Source organism: Asticcacaulis sp. MM231 (genome assembly GCF_964186625.1).
GTDB lineage: Bacteria > Pseudomonadota > Alphaproteobacteria > Caulobacterales > Caulobacteraceae > Asticcacaulis.
Genome location: NZ_OZ075108.1, coordinates 2,364,021 through 2,381,948, shown reverse-complemented (window position 1 = coordinate 2,381,948; position 17,928 = coordinate 2,364,021). Strand labels below are relative to the sequence as shown.

The following is a 17,928-nucleotide window of genomic DNA, read 5'->3' as shown; positions in this document are numbered from 1 at the left end:
GTTCAAGTGCCGCTGGGGCTCCTCGCATCGGCTCGGACGCGCCGTCGCGCTTGCCAAATCGCAAAGGGGCGGTTTGGAGATCAAAATAGGTGGGCGGCTTCCCTTGCGGCATAGTTGCCGTACACGTCAATTTCGACTAAGGTGTGTAAAACAGGGAAACCACCATGAGCGACATACAAACCCATCTCGATAACGGCATCCTGACGCTCAAACTCAACCGCCCCGCTAAGAAAAACGCCCTGACCAAGGCCATGTACGCCGACCTGACCGCCGGACTGGCGCAGGCCTCCGCCGATGACGCCGTGCGCGTGGTCGTCATCGCCGCGGAAGGCGGCGATTTCTGCGCCGGCAACGATATCCTCGATTTCGCGCAGGACCTGCCGGCTTATCAAAACCCGGATACCGACCACGACGCCATGCCGGTCTTCCAGTTCCTCAAGGCGATAACCTTCTTTGAAAAGCCGTTGATTGCGGCGGTGCAGGGCCAGGCGGTCGGCGTCGGCGTCACCTTGCTGCTGCATTGCGATCTGGTCGTGGTGGCGGAAGACGTCCGCCTGAGCCTGCCCTTCCTCAAGCTGGGCCTGGTGCCGGAAGCCGGCTCCACCCTGCTGCTGCCTGAGCGTATCGGTCATCAGCGCACCTTCGCCTGGATGGCATTGGGCGAGGTGATCGGCGCGGCGGACGCGAAACAGCTTGGCCTTGTCAATGCCACGGTGGCGCGCGAAGACCTCGACGAAACCGCGCTTGGCATGGCGCAAAAGCTGTTGAAATTATCGCCATCGAGCCTGCGCCACACCAAGGCCTTCATGCGCGATCCGGAAAAGCTGTGGCAGGTGATCCGTGCCGAAGGCGCCATCTTCCGTCAGCAACTGCTCAGTCCGGAAGCGCAAGCCGCCTTTATGGCTTTCCTGTCACGTTAAGAGCTTGATGCTAAGCATGACACAAACAGTCGCATTAATTGCGGGCGGCGACTGTTGTTATGCTGCCATTTTTATTGACCTTTTCATATATTCGTCTTATCTCGCGGCCAGTATTCATCAGTCACTATTGACTGAGAGAGGGTATAGCTTTGGCTCTGGACGCAATGACGCTGGATTTTACGATCGGTCTTGAAACGCCCGATCTGAACGATCGTATCGTGGAACTGACCGACCGCGCCTTTGGTCCCGGCCGTTTTGTCAAGACGGCCGAGCGCCTGCGTGAAGACTCCCACGTCATTCAGGACCTGAGCTTTGTGGCCATGCAGGGCCAGCGTCTGCTGGGCTCGGTACGTATGTGGCCGATCTTTATCCATGATTTCGACGCCAATACCTATGAGCCCCTTGTGTTCCTGGGGCCGATCGTGGTCGAGGAAGATCAGCGCGGTCGTGGCATCGGCCGGCATCTGATCGGCGCCTGCGTCGATGCGGCCTTCGCCAAGGGCCTGCGCGCGGTGCTGTTGGTCGGTTCGCAGAGCTATTTCAAGCCCTTCGGCTTTGACAAGGCCACGAACATGACCCTGCCCGGGCCGGTTGATGCCAATCGCCTGCTGATCCGCTATAGCCAGCCCGATCTCGCTTTTGCCGGTCAGGTCGTCAAGGTCATTTGATCTTGCGGTCATGACAGCCTAGGCTTAGGCATGACCACGATTCCTCTTTCTGACGCTATGATGTCCACCGCCACGCGCGCCGTTTTTGCCGCGCTTGAAGCCAAAGGCGGTAAAGGCTGCGTGCGCTTTGTCGGCGGCTGCGTGCGCAACGCCCTGATGGGCAAGCCCATCAGCGATCTCGACCTGTCGACGCAACTGACGCCCGAAGAGACGGAGGCGGCACTCGCCGCCGCCGGCATCCGCAGCGTGCCGACGGGCAAGGCCTTCGGCACGATAACGGCGGTGATGGAGGGTCAGCCCTATGAAATCACTTCCCTGCGCGAAGATGTCGAGACCGATGGCCGCCGCGCGGTGGTGGCCTATACGACCGACTGGAGCAAGGACGCTCTGCGCCGCGATTTCTACCTCAACGCCCTCTACGCCGATATTGACGGCCAGGTGTTCGATCCGACCGGCTATGGTGTTGAGGATGCGCTGACGGGCAGTGTGCGCTTTATCGGTGAGGCCGAACAGCGCATCCGTGAGGATTACCTGCGCATCCTTCGTTTTTTCCGTTTCACGGCAGGCTATGCCAGGGGTATCGACGAAGAGTCTCTGGCTGCCTGCGTGGCGCTGAAGAACGGCATCGACGGGCTTTCCGGTGAACGCATCCAGCAGGAGTTGCTCAAGACGCTGAAACTACCCGATCCGATGCCGGCCTTCGCCGCTATGGCGGTCAATGGTTTTATGCCGCTTGTCGTGCCCGGCTGGAGCGGGGCCAATCTGGCCGAACTGGTTGTTATGAAGGGGCTGTCCGATGAGCCTGAGCGCCGGCTGATCGCCCTGTTCGATTGCGGTATCGAATTAAAGGCAGAAGCTCTGCAGGTGGCGCAGACACGGCTGAAGATGTCGCAGCGCCTTTATAATCGTCTGCTCGATGCCGGCAAGGTGGCCGATCTTTTGGCTGGTCCGCAGGAGACGCCGTTCGCGCGCCTGATGTACCTGCACGGTCGTCAGGCTACGGAGGATGCGCTCTACCTGGTGGCGGCGCATCTCAACAAAGACCCGGCCGCCGTTGATTACGTCATGGCCATGCTGCAAGGTCTTGAAATTCCGGTGTTTCCGCTCAAAGGCTCCGACCTGATTAAGCGCGGCTATTCGGCAGGTCCGGAACTTGGCAAGGCTCTTAAACAAATCGAAACCGAATGGGTTAATCATGATTTTTCACAAAGCGTGATCGACCGGGCTCTTGACGCAACTGCGAAATAGCCCAACGCTGGTGGCGTATTCGGGGTCTTGATGTGATGCAGAGTTCAGAGTTTGCCGGTGACTATGTTGCCATTCTGGAAACGGGCGTGCCGCCTTCGGGGCTGGACGCGACCTACGGCACCTATGCCGACATGTTCTCGAAATTACTGAGCCGGGAAGGGCGCGCCTTCAGGGTGTTCAAGACGCTGGAAGGCGAACTGCCCGAACAGACGACCGCGCTGAAGGGCGTCGTCATCACCGGCTCACCGGCGGGCGTCTATGAGAGCGATCCGTGGATCGTGGCCTTGATGGACTGGCTGCGTGCGCTCGATACCCAAACGCCGGTCGTCGGCATTTGTTTCGGCCATCAGATCATGGCGCAGGCCTGGGGCGGCCATGTCGAAAAATCCTCCAAGGGCTGGGGTGTCGGCCTGCATGAATATACGGTCGAGGCTCACGACCTGTGGCAGGAGCTGGCGGGCCAAGGCTCCGCCAAAATCGCCTGCGCCGTCACCCATCAGGATCAGGTGGTGAAGAAGCCGGAAAACGCCATCCTGCTGGCCGGCTCTGAGTTCACCCCGCACGGCGCGCTCTACTATACCGATCGCAAGGGCCTGTCATTCCAGTGTCATCCGGAATTTTGCGAGGATTTCGCCAGCGACCTGCTGCTCAGCCGCCGCGGAATCCGCATTGATCCGGCCCTGGTCGATCATGCTGTCGAGACGCTGAAAAAGCCTAGCCAGCGTCATGACCTGCTGGGCGCAATCTCGAAGTTTTTGGGCACTTAGTGGCGAGCAGCCCGTCTTGGGAACGTGTAAAGCTGGCTTTCGTAAGGGACGGAAGTTGGCGTGATATATATGTGCTGAATACATCCGAACATGATTGGGATATTGTATTGGCAGACCTGCAATGCAGGTATCCTCTCAGACTTTTTATCGACGGTGAGATTTGGACAAAAGTATTAACCTCTTTGTCAGCTATCTCGATTATGCACGAACGCAATGGGGTGACTGCCAAGATTGTTGTGGCGGGCAAAACAATCAAATGCCATTTCTTCACAAAGGATCAGATTGAATTCGACATCGATCCTCGTGAAGTTCATGCTGAAAACTGGCCGCAGTTTTACGATTTTCTTTTTTATATCTCTCATATTACTCATAAATCTTGCCGTCTGACCGAAGAAAATTTCCCCGACCATTGGTCGTTAGACGCAGATGCGGCTACAGGTGAGATGCAAATATTTCAAATGGATGCTCCATAGATTTAAGCAGTAATTTTTTTTGAAGAGGTCAACATGGCAAGCGATCAATCCGGCTTGATCCCTGAAATCCATCACATGCCGGACGATATCCGCAAGGCTCTGAAAGATCGCGGTCTGTACGGCAAGTACGAAGAACGCCCGCCCTACCAACAGAACGACTACATCGGTTGGATTGATCAGGCCAAACGCGAAGGAACGCGGGACAAGCGCATCAGGCATATGCTCGATGAACTGGAAGCTGGCGGTCTTTACATGAAGACGCGCTGGACGGGGTAATCGTCTTGAACCCGAGAGCGAATGACGCTGTCATCATGTTATGTAACCAGGGACACAGCGTGAAAATACATTTTGAGACACGCGATGGTCTGCGCGGCGTAGCTGCGATCAGCGTCCTGCTGTTTCACTGGTCTATTGTGGTCTGTGGCGATGTGATCATCAGTCCCATACGCCATGTCGCTATGGCCATTTAACAACAGGTGGCATGGACGACATGATGGAAGGCACATAACCACCTGTTTTCAATCCGAATATAGTGCCGCGATCGTAGAGTAAATTGAACTCTACATAACGCCCACGCTGCACCAGTTGCGCCTCGCGGTCATCTTCGGTCCATGGTCGATTCAAACGTCCGCGCACGATCTGTGGATAGATGTGAAGGAAGGCTGAGCCGACATCCTGCGTAAAGGCGAAATCGGCGCCGTGATCACCGCTGTTCAGGTGATCGTAAAAAATGCCGCCTATGCCGCGCGGTTCGTTGCGGTGAGGCAGATGAAAATATTCATCACACCACGTTTTGAATTTTTTGTAGTAGGCCGGATCGGCGACATCGCAGACCTCCTGGAAAGCCTTATGGAAGGCGATGGCGTCCGGCGCGTCCTGATGGCGGTCGGCGGCCATCAACGGGGTCAGATCTGCCCCGCCGCCAAACCAGCTCTGCGTGGTGGTGATAAAACGCGTGTTCATATGCACCGCCGGCACATGCGGATTAGTCAGGTGGGCGATTAGCGAAATGCCGGTGGCGTGGAAACGTGGATCGACGTCGGCGCCGGGGATGGATTTGGCGAATTCCGGTGAGAAGCTGCCGTGCACGGTCGAGATATGCACGCCCACCTTCTCGAACAGGCGGCCTTTCATGATCGACATTTCGCCGCCGCCACCGGCGTCACGGCTCCACGGCGTGCGTTCGAAACGGCCGGCCTCACCGGCATAGAGCGAGGCTGGTGCCTCATCTTCCAGCGCTTCAAATGCGGTGCATATCGAATCGCGCAATGACCGGAACCAGTTCGCGGCCTGGGTTTGGCGGTCCTGGAGCATGTCGGCGGGGAGGGGGGCGGCTTGTGTCATGGGACAGCCTGATAGCGCGGACACGCGCGACGGGCTACCCCCAATTTTTAAATGCTGCGACCAATAGCCACATAAAACTTATGGGATTGCGATGTTACAAACCCCCATCGCATATTGAGGACAGATTCCATGGCCGGAACAGAAACCGCCCGCACCTGGCAGGAGCACGACCCGCGTCATTTGCTCGACCGCGAGGCGCCCCGTTATACAAGCTATCCTTCGGCTCATCATTTTGAAGCTGTCGCGCCGGATATGCACGCTGGCTGGCTGCGTGGGCTGTCGTCCGGCGGCAGTATCGGGCTTTATGTCCATGTGCCCTTTTGCGAGCAGATGTGCTGGTTCTGCGGGTGCAACACCCAGATCACCAAACGCTATGCCACCGTCACCGCCTATGTCGATCAACTGGTGGCCGAAATCGCCCATGTCAGCCGCGAGATCGGCATGCGCCCCTATGTTCACAGCCTGCACTTCGGCGGCGGTTCACCGGGCCTGCTGCAGCCGAAGGATCTGGAACTTCTGTTCGATGTGCTGCGCGATCGCTTCGTTTTTCTGGCCGATGCTGAAATTTCCATTGAACTCGATCCGCGCCGCGTAACGCCGGATATGGCACGCGTCTATGCCGGTCTGGGCGTCAACCGCGTCAGCCTTGGCCTTCAGGATACCGACCCGCAGGTGCAGAAGGCGATCAACCGTGTTCAGCCGATGCCGGTGGTGCGCGCCTGCGTCGACGCCCTGCACAATGCCGGCATCAAGTCGCTCGGCCTCGACCTCGTCTATGGTCTGCCGTTTCAGGATGAGGCCGCCTTTGGCGCCACCCTGGCCGATGCCTTGAGTTTGCATCCGGATCGCCTCAGCGGTTTCTCCTACGCCCATGTGCCATGGGTGCGTAAGCATCAACGGTTGATCGACGCTGAAAGCCTGCCCGATGCCGCCCATAAGATGATCCTCTTCGAGCGCATGACCGAAACCCTCTCCGCCACAGGCTATACACCTATCGGCATTGATCATTTCGCCCATGCCGAGGATGGTCTGGCGGTCGCGCTCAAACGCCATCGTCTGCGCCGTAATTTCATGGGCTATACCGATCAGCCGAATGACCGCCTGGTCGCCTTTGGCGCCTCGGCTATCAGTGAGTTCGACGAAGGACTGGCACAGAATGTCAGCCAGAGCACCACCTACCAGCGCCTTGTGCGTGAAACGGGTCTGGCGACGGCGCGCGGCTGGGCCTATCGCGGCGATGATCTGGTGCGCCGCGCTGTCATTGCTGAACTCATGTGCTATTTCGAGGCCGATGTCGGCGACATTCTCGCCCGCCATGGCCTGCCGTCGGATGCGTTCGATGCAGAATTCGAGCGCCTGAAAGGCTTTGAGGCGCTGGGCGTGATCACCATCGACAAGCGCACCGTCACCTTGCGGTCGCCGTTGAAAATGCTGATCCGCAATGTCTGCGCGGTGTTTGATCGCTACATGGAAAAACCGGATGGCCTGGCGCGTTATTCCAAAGTCGCATGAGGCAGGCTGTGGGGGCGGGCAGGGAAGCTGTTGGTCTGTCGCAGCGCCTCGCCCAGCGCCATGGCGGCGGCGTTGGTGACATTGATCGAACGCGCCTGTGCGCAGATCGGTATGAACAGACGGGCGTCGGCGCGGGCGTGGACGTCGTCAGGCACGCCGGCGCTTTCACGCCCCATCAGCAAAATGTCGTCGTCGCGGAAGCTGAACTCATAAAGCGGCGCGGCGGCTTTCGTGGTGAAGAGGACGAGGCGCGCCGACGGCATGTCAGCCAGCAAAAAAGTCAGATAGGCCTCCCACGATACGTGGTGCGACACTTTGGCGCAGCTTCCATAGTCCAGCGCCGCGCGCTTGATCGCCTTGTCGCCGAGCGGAAAGCCGCACGGCTCTATGACATCAAGCACGGTCTCGAAGGCGGCGCTCAAACGGATGGCGGCACCAAGATTTTGCGGAATATCGGGCTGATAAAGCGCCAGGCGCATGAGGACGGGCTTTCATGGAAGGGGGCGAAGACGGGCGGGTTTCACAACTTGCCGGGACCTCTGTCCAGTCGAAAAAGTCTAGCTGCAAGTCATTCGCAGAAATTTGCTTAATCCATGGCAAAATTTAGGCAAGAAAAGTGCGCGAGTGGTTTGTATCCGTCACGGAATTGTGGTTATAGACGCTGTTAGCATGAGCTCCAGTTGCGCAAAACACGCGCAAGGCGTTACGTTGTTAACAGAATCAGTCATCAGTGCTGAAGATAATTTGAGTAGGTCCGGTATCCGCCTTGCAGAGGGGATGCACGGGCTGCGAACAGAAGAGGTGGCAAGGTGAGCGAACCTGAGAATGGCGGCGGTCAAGATCCGAATCGTCGCGACTTTATCTACATTGCGGCAGGCGCTGGTGCGGCCGGTGCGGCGGCGATGGTCGCGGTGCCGCTGATCGGCCAGATGAACCCGGCTGCGGATACCCTGGCGCTCGCCTCCATCGAATACGATCTCTCAAAGGTTGAAGAGGGCATGCAGGCCGTCGTCAAATGGCGCGGCAAGCCACTCTTCGTACGTTACCGCACCAAGAAAGAAATCGCTGACGCCAAGGCCGTCGACGTCAAGAGCCTGCGGGATCCGCAGACCGATGCCGAGCGTGTCAAAGAAGGGCATGAGCAATACCTCGTCCTGATCGGTGTCTGCACCCATCTCGGCTGTGTGCCCAATTTCGGCACGGGCGAATATGGCGGCTGGTTCTGCCCCTGCCACGGTTCGGAATACGATACGTCTGGTCGTATCCGTCAGGGACCTGCCCCTAAGAACCTCGAAGTGCCTGAGTACAGCTTCCTGTCCGACACCAAAATCAAGGTGGGCTAAGCATGAGCGATCATCCCTCGACCTACACGCCGGCAACCGGCATCGAAAAATGGCTGGATTCGCGCCTGCCAATCGTGCGCCTGGCCTATGACAGCTTCATCGATTACCCGACGCCGAAGAACCTGAACTACTGGTGGACCTTTGGTGGCATCCTGTCGCTCTGCCTCGGTGTTCAGATTATCACCGGCATTATTTTGGCGATGCACTATACCGCCAATGCTGACCTGGCCTTTGACTCGGTCGAACGCATCATGCGCGACGTCAACTATGGCTGGCTGATCCGTTATGTCCACGCCAACGGCGCGTCGATGTTCTTCTTCGCCGTCTACATCCACATGTTCCGCGGGCTCTATTACGGTTCCTACAAGGCGCCGCGCGAAGTGTTGTGGCTGCTGGGCTGCATCATCTACTTCCTGATGATCGCCACAGCCTTTATGGGGTACGTCCTGCCCTGGGGCCAGATGTCCTATTACGGTGCGGTCGTCATTACCAACCTGATCGGGGCTATCCCGATTGTTGGTCCGTCGATCCTGACCTGGCTGCAAGGCGGCTTCGCGGTCGATAATCCGACGCTGAACCGCTTCTTCTCGCTGCACTACTTATTGCCGTTCGTCATCGCCGGCGTTGTCGTTCTGCACGTCTGGGCGCTGCACGTCACCGGTCAGAACAACCCGACCGGCGTCGAGATTAAGTCAAAGGAAGACACGCTGCCCTTCACGCCTTACGCCACCGTCAAGGATGGTCTGGCGATGATCTTCTTCCTCATCGTCTTCTCGATCTTCGTCTTCTACGCGCCCGACGCCATGGGCCACGCCGACAACTATGTGAAGGCCAACCCGTTGCAAACGCCGGCGCATATCGTGCCGGAGTGGTACATGCTGCCGTTCTACGCCATCCTTCGTGCGGTGCCGGATAAGCTGATCGGCGTGCTTTTGATGTTTGCCGCCATCGCGGTCATCTTCGTCTTGCCTTGGCTCGATACCTCCAAGGTCAAGTCGATGCGCTATCGTCCGGTGATGCGCTGGTTCTTCGTGCTCTTCGTCCTCACCTGTATTGGCCTTGGCTGGTGCGGCGGGCAATTGCCGACCGACATGGTGTTCTCGCTCACCAACGACAAGCACGGAAACCCGATCGGTTTGTCCGTCGTGCTGCTGTCGCAGATCCTGGCGTTCTACTACTTCGCCTTCTTCCTGCTCATCATGCCATGGATTGGCCTGAAGGAAGATCCGCTGCCCGTGCCGGCTTCGATCTCCGAAGCCGTGCTGGCCTCACACAATAAAAAAGAGGGCTAAGTCACATGTCTGCTTTCATGACGAAAACCCTTAAGATTGTGGCGGGTCTGACGGTCGCCTTCACCCTGACGGTTGGGACGCAAGCTCTGGCCAACTCCGGCGGCGCTAAAGAGCCCGAAGACCATGGCTTCTCCTTTGAAGGTCCCTTCGGCACCTTCGATCAGGCCCAGTTGCAGCGCGGCTACAAGGTCTACCGTGAAGTCTGTTCCGCCTGTCACGGCATGCACCTGATGTCGTTCCGCAACCTCGGTCAGAAGGGCGGGCCCTTCTACGATCCGAAATACAAGAACCCGAACGACAACCCGATCGTTAAACAAATCGCTTCGGAATTCGAGGTCACCGATATTGATCCGGATACCGGTGACGATATCCAGCGCAAGGCCACCACATCTGATCGCTTCCCGTCACCCTTCCGCAACGAAGAAGCGGCCAAGGCGTCTAACAGTGGCGCAGTGCCGCCCGATCTCTCGGTCATCACCAAGGCCCGCGCCGGCGGCGCCAACTATGTCGCCTCTCTGCTGGCGGGTTATCAGGATGCCCCCTCTGGCCTCAAGATCGGTGACACGCAGCACTATAACCCCTACATGCCTGGTTCGCTGGCCACGCAATGGACGGGCGATCTGCACCATGTGCCGCAGGGCGGCGTACTCGCCATGCCGCCCCCTCTGGCTGACGACAAGGTGACCTATGACGATGGCACCAAGGCCACGCTCAAGCAGGAGGCTGCGGACGTTGCGGCCTTCCTGGAGTGGGCGTCCGATCCGCACGCCACCGAGCGCAAGCAGATGGGCTTTGCGGTCATCGCTTTCCTACTTGTCTTGGCGGGACTGACTTATGCGGCCTATCGTCAGGTCTGGCGCGGTAAACACTGATAGCCCTACTGTGACGGGCTGCAAATGGCCGTCTTTCTGCGATACGGTACTCACGTACTTGAGTATGCTCCGCTCCGTTTCTCGAAAGCCAGTCATTTTCGCCACGTCACAGCGGGCGATTCCGTCTGAGACACAAAGAACAATAAAGCCCGCAGGAGATCATCCAGCGGGCTTTTTATATATCCTCCCTTGTAGCGAAGCGTACGGCGCAGGTGCCCTGCATAGTCCGGCCCGGGGAATAGGTTAAACGTCCGACTGTCCGTTCAGCCATACTACATAAGAGGCTTCTATTCGAATAAGATCCGCTTTGACACACAGTATCGCAGGAAATATTATATCTGCACCCTGTTCCTTGCGAAAATTGAATAGGCGAACCGCCAGCTTTCGTTGCAGACTTTCGGCCGGCATAGCGGCGATTTCACGTGCTACCGTCTCATTACCATCCAGATATCTGCTCATGTGCAGCCAGCCAAACAGGCCGTGTAAAATAGCCCCGGCAGCTAATCTGTGACGCAATTCAATATCGGTAAATTGCCTTAGCCACGGGGAATAGGCTTTCAGGCGAAAACACAAGGTGGTCACGCTAAAACTTGGATATTGTTCGCTGATTTTCTCGACATTATCCCAGGCGACAAGCTTTAGAGGGGATCTGTTATACCGGACTCCCAGACCATCGGCGCACACAAATAGAAGTCGTGGTCTGGAAAGACTTTAAGCTTGTCGCAACGATTAAAAAAAGAAGCATGCCAGCCAATGGGCTGATAATACGCCAGAATAGCGGCGCGTTTACGCACAGCCATGGAAAGGCAAGCAGGAGAAAAGCGAGACCGAAATTCGCGAGGGTTAGAAGCCCGAATACAAACCAACGTTTTCTACAACGCTTGAGCATTTAGGCGTCCACCTGCCTTACACGTTAAACCGGAAGTTCAGTACGTCACCATCCTTTACGAGATATTCCTTGCCTTCCTGACGAAACTTGCCGTTTTCTTTGCAGCCAGCTTCGCCATTGAACTTGACGAAATCTTCGTAGGCCATGGTCTCCGCGCGGATAAAACCCTTCTCGAAATCGGTATGGATGACACCGGCGGCTTGTGGTGCCGTGTCACCGACGTGGATCGTCCAGGCGCGGGCTTCCTTGGGGCCGACCGTGAAGTAAGAGGCCAAGCCAAGCAGCTTGTAGGCCTCGCGGATCAGGCGGTTGAGGCCGGGCTCTTCAAGACCGAGCGTTTCCAGAAACTCCTTGCGCTCTTCCGGATCAAGCAGGGCGATTTCCGAATTCGATCTGTGCCGAGATGACGACCGAGTTGGCGTGATCGGCCTTGGCGCGTGTGGCGACGGCGTCGGACAGTGCATTGCCCTTGTCGGCGGCACCTTCCTCGACGTTACAGACGTAGAGCGCCGGCTTGGAGGTCAGCAGTTGCAGCATTTCCCAGGCCTTGGCGTCTTCCTTGGCGATCTTGCCTTTTTCAAAGGCCAGACGCGCGGGCTTGCCGGCGCGCAGTTCTTCAAGCGCGGCATGGATCAGCGAGACGGTGACGCCAGCTTCCTTGTCGCCGCCGGTCTTGGCGCGCTTTTCCAGGTTCGGCAGGCGCTTTTCCAGCGATTCGAGATCGGCCAGCATCAACTCGGTTTCGATGATTTCGAGATCGGACAGCGGATCGATGCGGCCCTCGACGTGGGTGATGTCGGTATCAACGAAGCAGCGTGCCACAAAGGCGATGGCGTCGCAGTCGCGGATATTGGCGAGGAACTGGTTGCCGAGGCCTTCACCTTTTGAGGCGCCGCGCACCAGACCGGCGATGTCAACGAAGTTGATGCGGGCCGGGATGATTTCCTTTGAGCCGACAATCCCTGCCAGAACTTCCAGGCGCGGTTCCGGCACAGCTACATCGCCGGTATTGGGCTCGATGGTGCAGAACGGATAGTTGGCGGCTTGCGCCGAGGCGGTCTGGGTCAGGGCATTGAACAGGGTGGACTTGCCGACATTGGGCAGACCGACGATAGCGACTTTAAGGGCCATGGAATTTCAAAATCTCGGCAAGGAAAGGGATTGGCCGCTTCCTAAAGCATTTTGGCCCGTGGGGCCAGATTTATTCCCCTTTCGGCGCGTTCAATTGCCGCGTATCCAGCTTGGGGGCGGGGGCAAGGCGCATGACTTCGTTCTGATAGCGCTCGGCGGCGTCAGGTGTGCCTGCCAGCAGCATGGGCAGGGCGCGCACGCAAGCGTCATTCAGGGCATTGAGCCAGCCCTGGTCCGCCTTGGCGAAATCCCCCAGCACCCACGGCAGAACGTCCTCCTTGGCGCCGGGATGACCAATGCCCATGCGGCCGCGCATGAAGTTTGGTCCCACATTGGCCATGATAGAGCGCAGGCCATTATGACCGGCATGACCACCGCCCAGTTTCATGCGCAAGCGGCCGGGCGCGAGATCCAGTTCATCATGGAAAACCATGACGCGCTCAGGCTTGATCTTGTAGAACTGCATGGCCTTTTGCACGCTTTGTCCTGAGAGGTTCATGTAGGTCTGGGGCTTGAGTGCCAGCACCTTTTCCAGCCCCTTGGCGGTCTCGATCTGGCCTTCGGAGGTGATGCCGTCGAAGTTTTTCTTCTCCGGGCCGAAGAAAGGCCCGCGGATGAGTTCATCGATCATCATGAAGCCGATATTGTGGCGGTTCTTTGCGTATTGCGCACCGGGATTGCCAAGGCCAACGATCAGATACACGGGCGGCTCCTAAACTTCTGGATTTGGGGCCTGTGGCCCCTTAAACCTTCTACTCGTCAATAAAAAAGCCCCGCCAAAAAGGCGAGGCTTTTTTATTGAAAAGGATAAGACTTGGGGCCATCGGTCCCAAACCCATTAGGCTTCGGTTTCGGCTTCTTCGCTCTTCGAAGCGCCCGAGGCGGTGATCGAAGCGACAACGTCCGTAGCGGCAACGTGCGCCTTGACGTCCGAAGGCAGCTTCAGGTCCGAGACGTGGACGCTGTCGCCGATTTCGAGGCCGGTCAGGTCGACAATGATGTCTTCCGGAATGTGGTCGGCCGGCACGAGGATTTCGAGTTCGTGGATCGACACATTGAGCGCGGCGCCCTTCTTGAGGCCCGGTGACAGTTCGTGGTTCTTGAAGTGAACCGGAACCGAGATCTTGATCTGGGCGTGTTCATCAACCCGGTACAGGTCGAAGTGCAGCGGCACATCGGTGACCGGGTGGAAGTCGATAGACTTGGCTATGACCTTCTGGGTCTCGGAGCCGTACTTCAGGGTCACCAGGTGACCGTTGAGCTTGCCGGTCGAGAGCGCCTTGCGGAAGGCGTTCAGGTTGACGGAGATCGGCACAGGGGCCAGTTCACCACCATAGAGAATGCCAGGCAGCTTGCCGGCATTACGAACAGCGCGTGCGCCACCCGAACCGGCGGTTTCACGAACTTCAACGTCCAAAATGATATCGGCCATGAGCCTCTTCCTCAAACAAAATGGCCGCGCATCCATTCCGGGCACGGCGGGAAATGATATTCCTAAGCCTCGATCTGGCCAAAAACTTTCTGGGATCAGGCTAGAAGAGGGCGGGTGATACACGACAATGAAAAAGGACGCAACCACTCAAGCCTGAGAAATTGCGTCCTTTACGTCTAAAATCACCGTTTAAGCGGCTTACTTCTTCTTGGCGGCGGCCTTCTTCTTGGCAGGCGCCTTCTTTTTCGCTGGCGGGGCCGGCTTGATGTAGGGCTTAGGATCGGCGTAGGCCGAGGTGCCATCCGCCTTGAAGCCGACGCGCTTGATCGGATCGAAGCTCAGGGCATTGCTCGACATCTTGCCGAGGCACTGACCGGTATCCATCAGAACGTGCTGGCCGAGGCAGAAGACATCTTCATAATGCGGCTTGGCCACGGCCAGGCATTGATAGAGGTTGAGCTTGCTCATGCTCAGGCAGCGCTGGCCATCACCATCATCGAGCAGGCTGACTAGGGTTGCCGAGCGGCTTTCCCCGCCTTCACCGAGAATGGCCAGGGCGGCGATGGTCAGGGCCCGATTGACAGCCTGAGTGTAGGGCTGGTTGAACAGGTCCGGACGATCAAAGACGGTCGGCGCGGCGGCGATCGAGCTGGCGTCGGTGGCGACAGGCGTGGCCGGAGTCGCGGCGCTGGTGGGTGTGAAGGTAACGCCGTCGCCGCCCGCTGCCGGCGCGGTGCCGGTCGTTTGGCCGGTCGTGGCGCGGGTGACGAGACCTGAGCCGCTGAGGGCGGCCGCCAGCAGCTTGGCGCTGTCGTCCAATTCCACGCTCGCCAGCGTCACTGAATTGGTCTTGGCAGCGGCGAGGCGCGCTTCACGCTCCACCACAAATTCGCGCGACCACTTCTGTTTCTGGATATCGTAGGCGGTCTGCTTGACCGCGGCGCCGGCCTTATAGACCGACTGGCCATCGCTGCTGAGGGCCAGAACAACCCTGCGGGCGGCGATATCCGCACCCGGCAGGACGCTGACATAGGCGGGGTTGGCCAGCAGGCGCGAGACGAGGTCGGCGCGGGTGGCGTCATTGGTGGCGTAACCGCGCAAGGAAGAGCGGAAAGCCGGTTCCTGCATGGCTACGATGGCGGCATAGGCCACAGCGCCGTGCGCCAGTTGGTTGGGCTCATACAATTCGGCGGCGACGAGCTGGGCCTGAATGGCGGCGCCATCGGCGAACTCACCCTTCATGACCGAGACCTTCTCTATATAGTCGCTATAAACAGCGGCGGCGTCGGAGATGGCGGTGGCGAGGGCTACCGGCGGACCAGCAGGGGCCGGCGGCGGGGCAGGTGGTGCCGGCGGTGGCGCGTCGGTGGCGCAACTGACCAGGGTAGCAGCAAGGCTAAGGGCTATCAGGCTGCTGTAAAAGCCCTTGGTGACTGCCAATTTCATACGTAATGTCCCCTTAATTCCAAGGTGCCCGCAACCGTCAGGCGGTATGCGGATGGTGATTTTCTGTTTTTAGGCGAAAAGGCCACAAGCCCCTCAGAAGGCTTAAACCGTATGGCGCAGTGTTCAAGAGCAAAAGCGCCGAAATTATGGCGGTTTCACCCTTTGCATGTCATCACAGTCTCGATATCTGTGGTTCTTTTGTTGGTTTATCAAGGGCTTGTACGCTTACCTGTAGGCGCAATTCCGCTTGACACGTCATCAAAAACTTTTGATGACAATTCGCTCAATGTGGTTAAGTCTTGTTAACCGGTTTGTGTTCTGCCGTGTTTAGTAGAACAGCTTCGAGACGGACTCTTCGTTGCGATGCGGCGGCCAAAGGAGTTTCAAAAGCGATCCGAAGCTTAATCAAACAGCTTGGAAACAGGTTCTTCATTGGCGATGCGGGGCCAAAAAAGTTTCAAAAGCGATCCGACGCTTAATCAAACAGCTTTGATACAAATTCTTCGTTGGCGATGCGGCGGATCGCTTCGCCGATCAGCGGCGCTACGCCGACGATGCGGATTTTCGGATGCTTCAGGACGATATCGGAAGCCTCGATGGAGTCGGTGATCACCAGTTCCTTGAGGACCGAGTTTTCGACCCGCTCCATGGCCGGGCCCGACAGGACGCCGTGGCTGATATAGGCCGACACCTGATTGGCGCCGCGCTCGACCAGCGCCTTGGCGGCATTGACCAGGGTGCCACCAGAATCGACAATATCATCGAACAGGATACAGTCGCGGCCGGTGACGTCACCGATGATGTTCATGACTTCGGATTCGCCGGCGCGGGCGCGGCGCTTGTCAACGATGGCCAGATCAGCGCCGAGGCGGTCGGCCAGGGCGCGGGCGCGCACCACGCCGCCGACGTCGGGCGACACGATCATCAGTTCATTCGGGTTCTGGTAATTGGCCTGGATATCCTTGGCCATGAAGGGAATGGCGACCAGATTATCGGTCGGGATATCGAAAAAGCCCTGAATTTGGCCGGCGTGCAGGTCCATGGTCAGGACGCGGTGAGCGCCGGCGCGGGTGATCAGGTTGGCGACGAGCTTGGCCGAGATCGGGGTGCGGCCGCCGGTCTTGCGGTCCTGACGGGCATAACCGAAATAGGGGATGACGGCGGTGATGCGTTTGGCTGAGGCGCGTGTCAGGGCGTCGATACAGATCAGCAGTTCCATCAGGTTGTCGTTGGCCGGGAAGCTGGTCGACTGAATGATGAAGACGTCTTCACCGCGCACGTTTTCATCGATGGTGACGAAAATTTCGTTGTCGGCGAAGCGCTGAACGCGCGCCTTGCACAGCGGCATATCGAGATAATCACCGATGTTCTGGGCCAGAGTCCTGTTGGAATTGGCGGAGAGTAATTTCATGGTGGGTTTTCCCGTAGCTGCTTTGGGGGGATTGGTCATATGACGCGGCTTTTAGCAGGTGAAAGCCGCGGTTCAAGGCCAAAACGTCGTAAATCGTTAAAAATAGCCGGGACAGGACGCAAAATATTCCGAGCCAATGACGTAAAATCATTGGCTTCGGCAGGGGCTACCGCCCGCCGCGCACGTTTGCGCGTCAAGCCATGCGGCGTTTGAGCTCTAAAAAAGCTTGATACCGGAGGTATCAAGCCCGGATCATGATGCAGCTTATCAGGCGGCCATAGTCGGGCTCGCCGGTCTTGACGGCGCGGCGGTTTGAGAAGAACTGCGCGCTGTCGGCGCAGGTATCATGACCGGTCGAAACCGCTTCGGTCACGCCGGCGCGCTTGACGCGCATCAGGCAATAGCCCGGCAGGTCGAACAGGCGCTTGTCGATCTCGCTGCCGGCGATGAAGAACGGCTTCGAACTCGGAATCGTCTTTCAGGAAGGTGCTTTCATAATCAGCGCCTACCTCATAGGAGGCCTGCTGGATGCACGGTCCGATGACAGCGCGGATGCGTTCGATCTTGGCGCCTTGCTGGGTCATGGCCTTGAGCGTCGATTCAATGATGCCGCCGAGCGCGCCTTTCCAGCCGGCATGACACGAACCCACCACGCGGCTTTGCGGATCGCAGAACAGGATCGGCGCGCAATCGGCGGACAGCGCTGACAGGATGACGCCGGCGCGGGCGGTCACCAGACCGTCGGCTTCCGGACGTTCACCCTGAAACGGTTCGTTGACCTTAAGCGCAATATTGGAATGGACCTGATACAGGCTGAGCAGATAGTTTTCCGGACGGCCGAACGAGGCGGCGACGCGCTTGCGGTTTTCCAGCACGGCGTCCTGATCGTCCTTGGAACCGAGCCCCAGGTTCAAGCTGTCATACACGCCTTGCGATACGCCACCCTGTCTGGTGAAAAAACCGTGCTGAATCTGGGCCAGGTCGAGGAGAGGATGGAGGATACGCGAGGGCAGCAGGGACATAGGGTTACCTGTATCAGTAAAGGGCGTCGTCATCGCGGATGATACCGCGACGCCAGCGCCGTCATGTGTGTTTTGGGGCCCCCGCTCTTCAGACTAGGGGGAGGGCTGCGGCGGTTTTGTGTCCGCAGACGAGGGGAAGGGCTCTTTTTGCGCCTTGT

20 protein-coding genes and 1 pseudogene are annotated in these 17,928 nt (G+C 58.1%); 11 read left to right on the top strand and 10 right to left on the bottom strand.

The window, feature by feature from the left end:
- The first annotated feature begins 164 nt into the window (after nt 1-164).
- The 7 genes from ABQ278_RS11650 to ABQ278_RS11620 all read left to right on the top strand — a co-directional run bounded on the left by ABQ278_RS11650 (nt 165) and on the right by ABQ278_RS11620 (nt 4,546).
- A complete protein-coding gene (locus ABQ278_RS11650) occupies nt 165-920 on the top strand; it encodes an enoyl-CoA hydratase-related protein (RefSeq protein ID WP_349319741.1) in 756 nt (251 codons plus the stop codon).
- 149 nt (nt 921-1,069) lie between these two features.
- Complete coding sequence (locus ABQ278_RS11645; protein WP_349319740.1) at nt 1,070-1,588, top strand: N-acetyltransferase; 519 nt, start codon at nt 1,070-1,072, stop codon at nt 1,586-1,588.
- 30 nt (nt 1,589-1,618) lie between these two features.
- A complete protein-coding gene (locus tag ABQ278_RS11640) occupies nt 1,619-2,836 on the top strand; it encodes a CCA tRNA nucleotidyltransferase (protein WP_349319739.1) in 1,218 nt (405 codons plus the stop codon).
- Between the two features lie 35 nt (nt 2,837-2,871).
- Complete coding sequence (locus tag ABQ278_RS11635; RefSeq protein WP_349322156.1) at nt 2,872-3,603, top strand: glutamine amidotransferase-related protein; 732 nt, start codon at nt 2,872-2,874, stop codon at nt 3,601-3,603.
- Nucleotides 3,604-3,674: 71 nt separating this feature from the next.
- The gene (locus tag ABQ278_RS11630; protein WP_349319738.1) at nt 3,675-4,076 is read left to right on the top strand and encodes a hypothetical protein; all 402 of its coding nucleotides are present in this window, start codon (nt 3,675-3,677) and stop codon (nt 4,074-4,076) included.
- Nucleotides 4,077-4,109: 33 nt separating this feature from the next.
- Complete coding sequence (locus ABQ278_RS11625; protein ID WP_349319737.1) at nt 4,110-4,352, top strand: YdeI/OmpD-associated family protein; 243 nt, start codon at nt 4,110-4,112, stop codon at nt 4,350-4,352.
- A 59-nt stretch (nt 4,353-4,411) separates the two neighbouring features.
- Nucleotides 4,412-4,546, top strand: coding sequence for a hypothetical protein (locus ABQ278_RS11620; RefSeq protein ID WP_349319736.1), 135 nt, complete (start codon nt 4,412-4,414; stop codon nt 4,544-4,546).
- Here ABQ278_RS11620 and hemF read toward each other — a convergent pair.
- Nucleotides 4,533-5,390 carry an oxygen-dependent coproporphyrinogen oxidase gene (gene hemF / locus ABQ278_RS11615; protein WP_349322155.1) on the bottom strand — a complete coding sequence of 286 codons (858 nt, stop codon included), beginning with the start codon at nt 5,388-5,390 and terminating at the stop codon, nt 4,533-4,535. The two genes, ABQ278_RS11620 and hemF, sit on opposite strands and share 14 nt — an antisense overlap.
- A 159-nt stretch (nt 5,391-5,549) precedes the next feature.
- Between hemF and hemN the strand changes: the two genes are divergently transcribed.
- Entirely contained in the window at nt 5,550-6,932 is a 1,383-nt protein-coding gene (gene hemN, locus ABQ278_RS11610; protein ID WP_349319735.1) for an oxygen-independent coproporphyrinogen III oxidase, read from the top strand.
- Here the strand turns inward: hemN and ABQ278_RS11605 are convergent.
- Nucleotides 6,914-7,411: a tRNA (cytidine(34)-2'-O)-methyltransferase gene (locus tag ABQ278_RS11605; RefSeq protein WP_349319734.1), complete on the bottom strand. Its 498-nt coding sequence runs from the start codon at nt 7,409-7,411 to the stop codon at nt 6,914-6,916. The genes hemN and ABQ278_RS11605 overlap by 19 nt on opposite strands.
- Nucleotides 7,412-7,741: 330 nt before the next feature.
- Here ABQ278_RS11605 and petA point away from each other — a divergent pair, with 330 nt between their 5' ends.
- The 3 genes from petA to ABQ278_RS11590 are packed head-to-tail and all read left to right on the top strand — an operon-like array spanning nt 7,742 to nt 10,439.
- Nucleotides 7,742-8,275, top strand: a complete 534-nt coding sequence (petA, locus tag ABQ278_RS11600; RefSeq protein WP_349319733.1) for a ubiquinol-cytochrome c reductase iron-sulfur subunit — start codon at nt 7,742-7,744, stop codon at nt 8,273-8,275.
- A 2-nt stretch (nt 8,276-8,277) separates the two neighbouring features.
- Nucleotides 8,278-9,567, top strand: a complete 1,290-nt coding sequence (locus ABQ278_RS11595; RefSeq protein WP_349319732.1) for a cytochrome b N-terminal domain-containing protein — start codon at nt 8,278-8,280, stop codon at nt 9,565-9,567.
- Nucleotides 9,568-9,584: 17 nt separating this feature from the next.
- On the top strand, nt 9,585-10,439 hold the full coding sequence (locus tag ABQ278_RS11590; RefSeq protein ID WP_349319731.1) for a cytochrome c1: 855 nt from the start codon (nt 9,585-9,587) through the stop codon (nt 10,437-10,439).
- A gap of 243 nt (nt 10,440-10,682) precedes the next feature.
- Here ABQ278_RS11590 and ABQ278_RS11585 read toward each other — a convergent pair whose 3' ends face one another.
- The 8 genes and pseudogenes from ABQ278_RS11585 to ABQ278_RS11550 all read right to left on the bottom strand — a co-directional run bounded on the left by ABQ278_RS11585 (nt 10,683) and on the right by ABQ278_RS11550 (nt 17,770).
- Nucleotides 10,683-11,123, bottom strand: coding sequence for a hypothetical protein (locus ABQ278_RS11585; RefSeq protein ID WP_349319730.1), 441 nt, complete (start codon nt 11,121-11,123; stop codon nt 10,683-10,685).
- 222 nt (nt 11,124-11,345) lie between these two features.
- Nucleotides 11,346-12,459 (bottom strand): annotated as a pseudogene (gene ychF, locus ABQ278_RS11580) (redox-regulated ATPase YchF).
- 70 nt (nt 12,460-12,529) lie between these two features.
- A complete protein-coding gene (gene pth, locus ABQ278_RS11575; protein ID WP_349319729.1) occupies nt 12,530-13,162 on the bottom strand; it encodes an aminoacyl-tRNA hydrolase in 633 nt (210 codons plus the stop codon).
- Nucleotides 13,163-13,297: 135 nt separating this feature from the next.
- Nucleotides 13,298-13,891 carry a 50S ribosomal protein L25/general stress protein Ctc gene (locus tag ABQ278_RS11570; RefSeq protein WP_349319728.1) on the bottom strand — a complete coding sequence of 198 codons (594 nt, stop codon included), beginning with the start codon at nt 13,889-13,891 and terminating at the stop codon, nt 13,298-13,300.
- A 198-nt stretch (nt 13,892-14,089) separates the two neighbouring features.
- On the bottom strand, nt 14,090-15,337 hold the full coding sequence (locus ABQ278_RS11565; RefSeq protein WP_349319727.1) for a hypothetical protein: 1,248 nt from the start codon (nt 15,335-15,337) through the stop codon (nt 14,090-14,092).
- 475 nt (nt 15,338-15,812) lie between these two features.
- Nucleotides 15,813-16,748, bottom strand: a complete 936-nt coding sequence (locus ABQ278_RS11560) for a ribose-phosphate pyrophosphokinase (RefSeq protein WP_349319726.1) — start codon at nt 16,746-16,748, stop codon at nt 15,813-15,815.
- Between the two features lie 241 nt (nt 16,749-16,989).
- Complete coding sequence (locus tag ABQ278_RS11555; RefSeq protein ID WP_349319725.1) at nt 16,990-17,142, bottom strand: laccase domain-containing protein; 153 nt, start codon at nt 17,140-17,142, stop codon at nt 16,990-16,992.
- A complete protein-coding gene (locus ABQ278_RS11550) occupies nt 17,093-17,770 on the bottom strand; it encodes a polyphenol oxidase family protein (protein ID WP_349319724.1) in 678 nt (225 codons plus the stop codon). The genes ABQ278_RS11555 and ABQ278_RS11550 overlap by 50 nt, the downstream gene beginning before the upstream one ends.
- Nucleotides 17,771-17,928 lie beyond the last annotated feature (158 nt).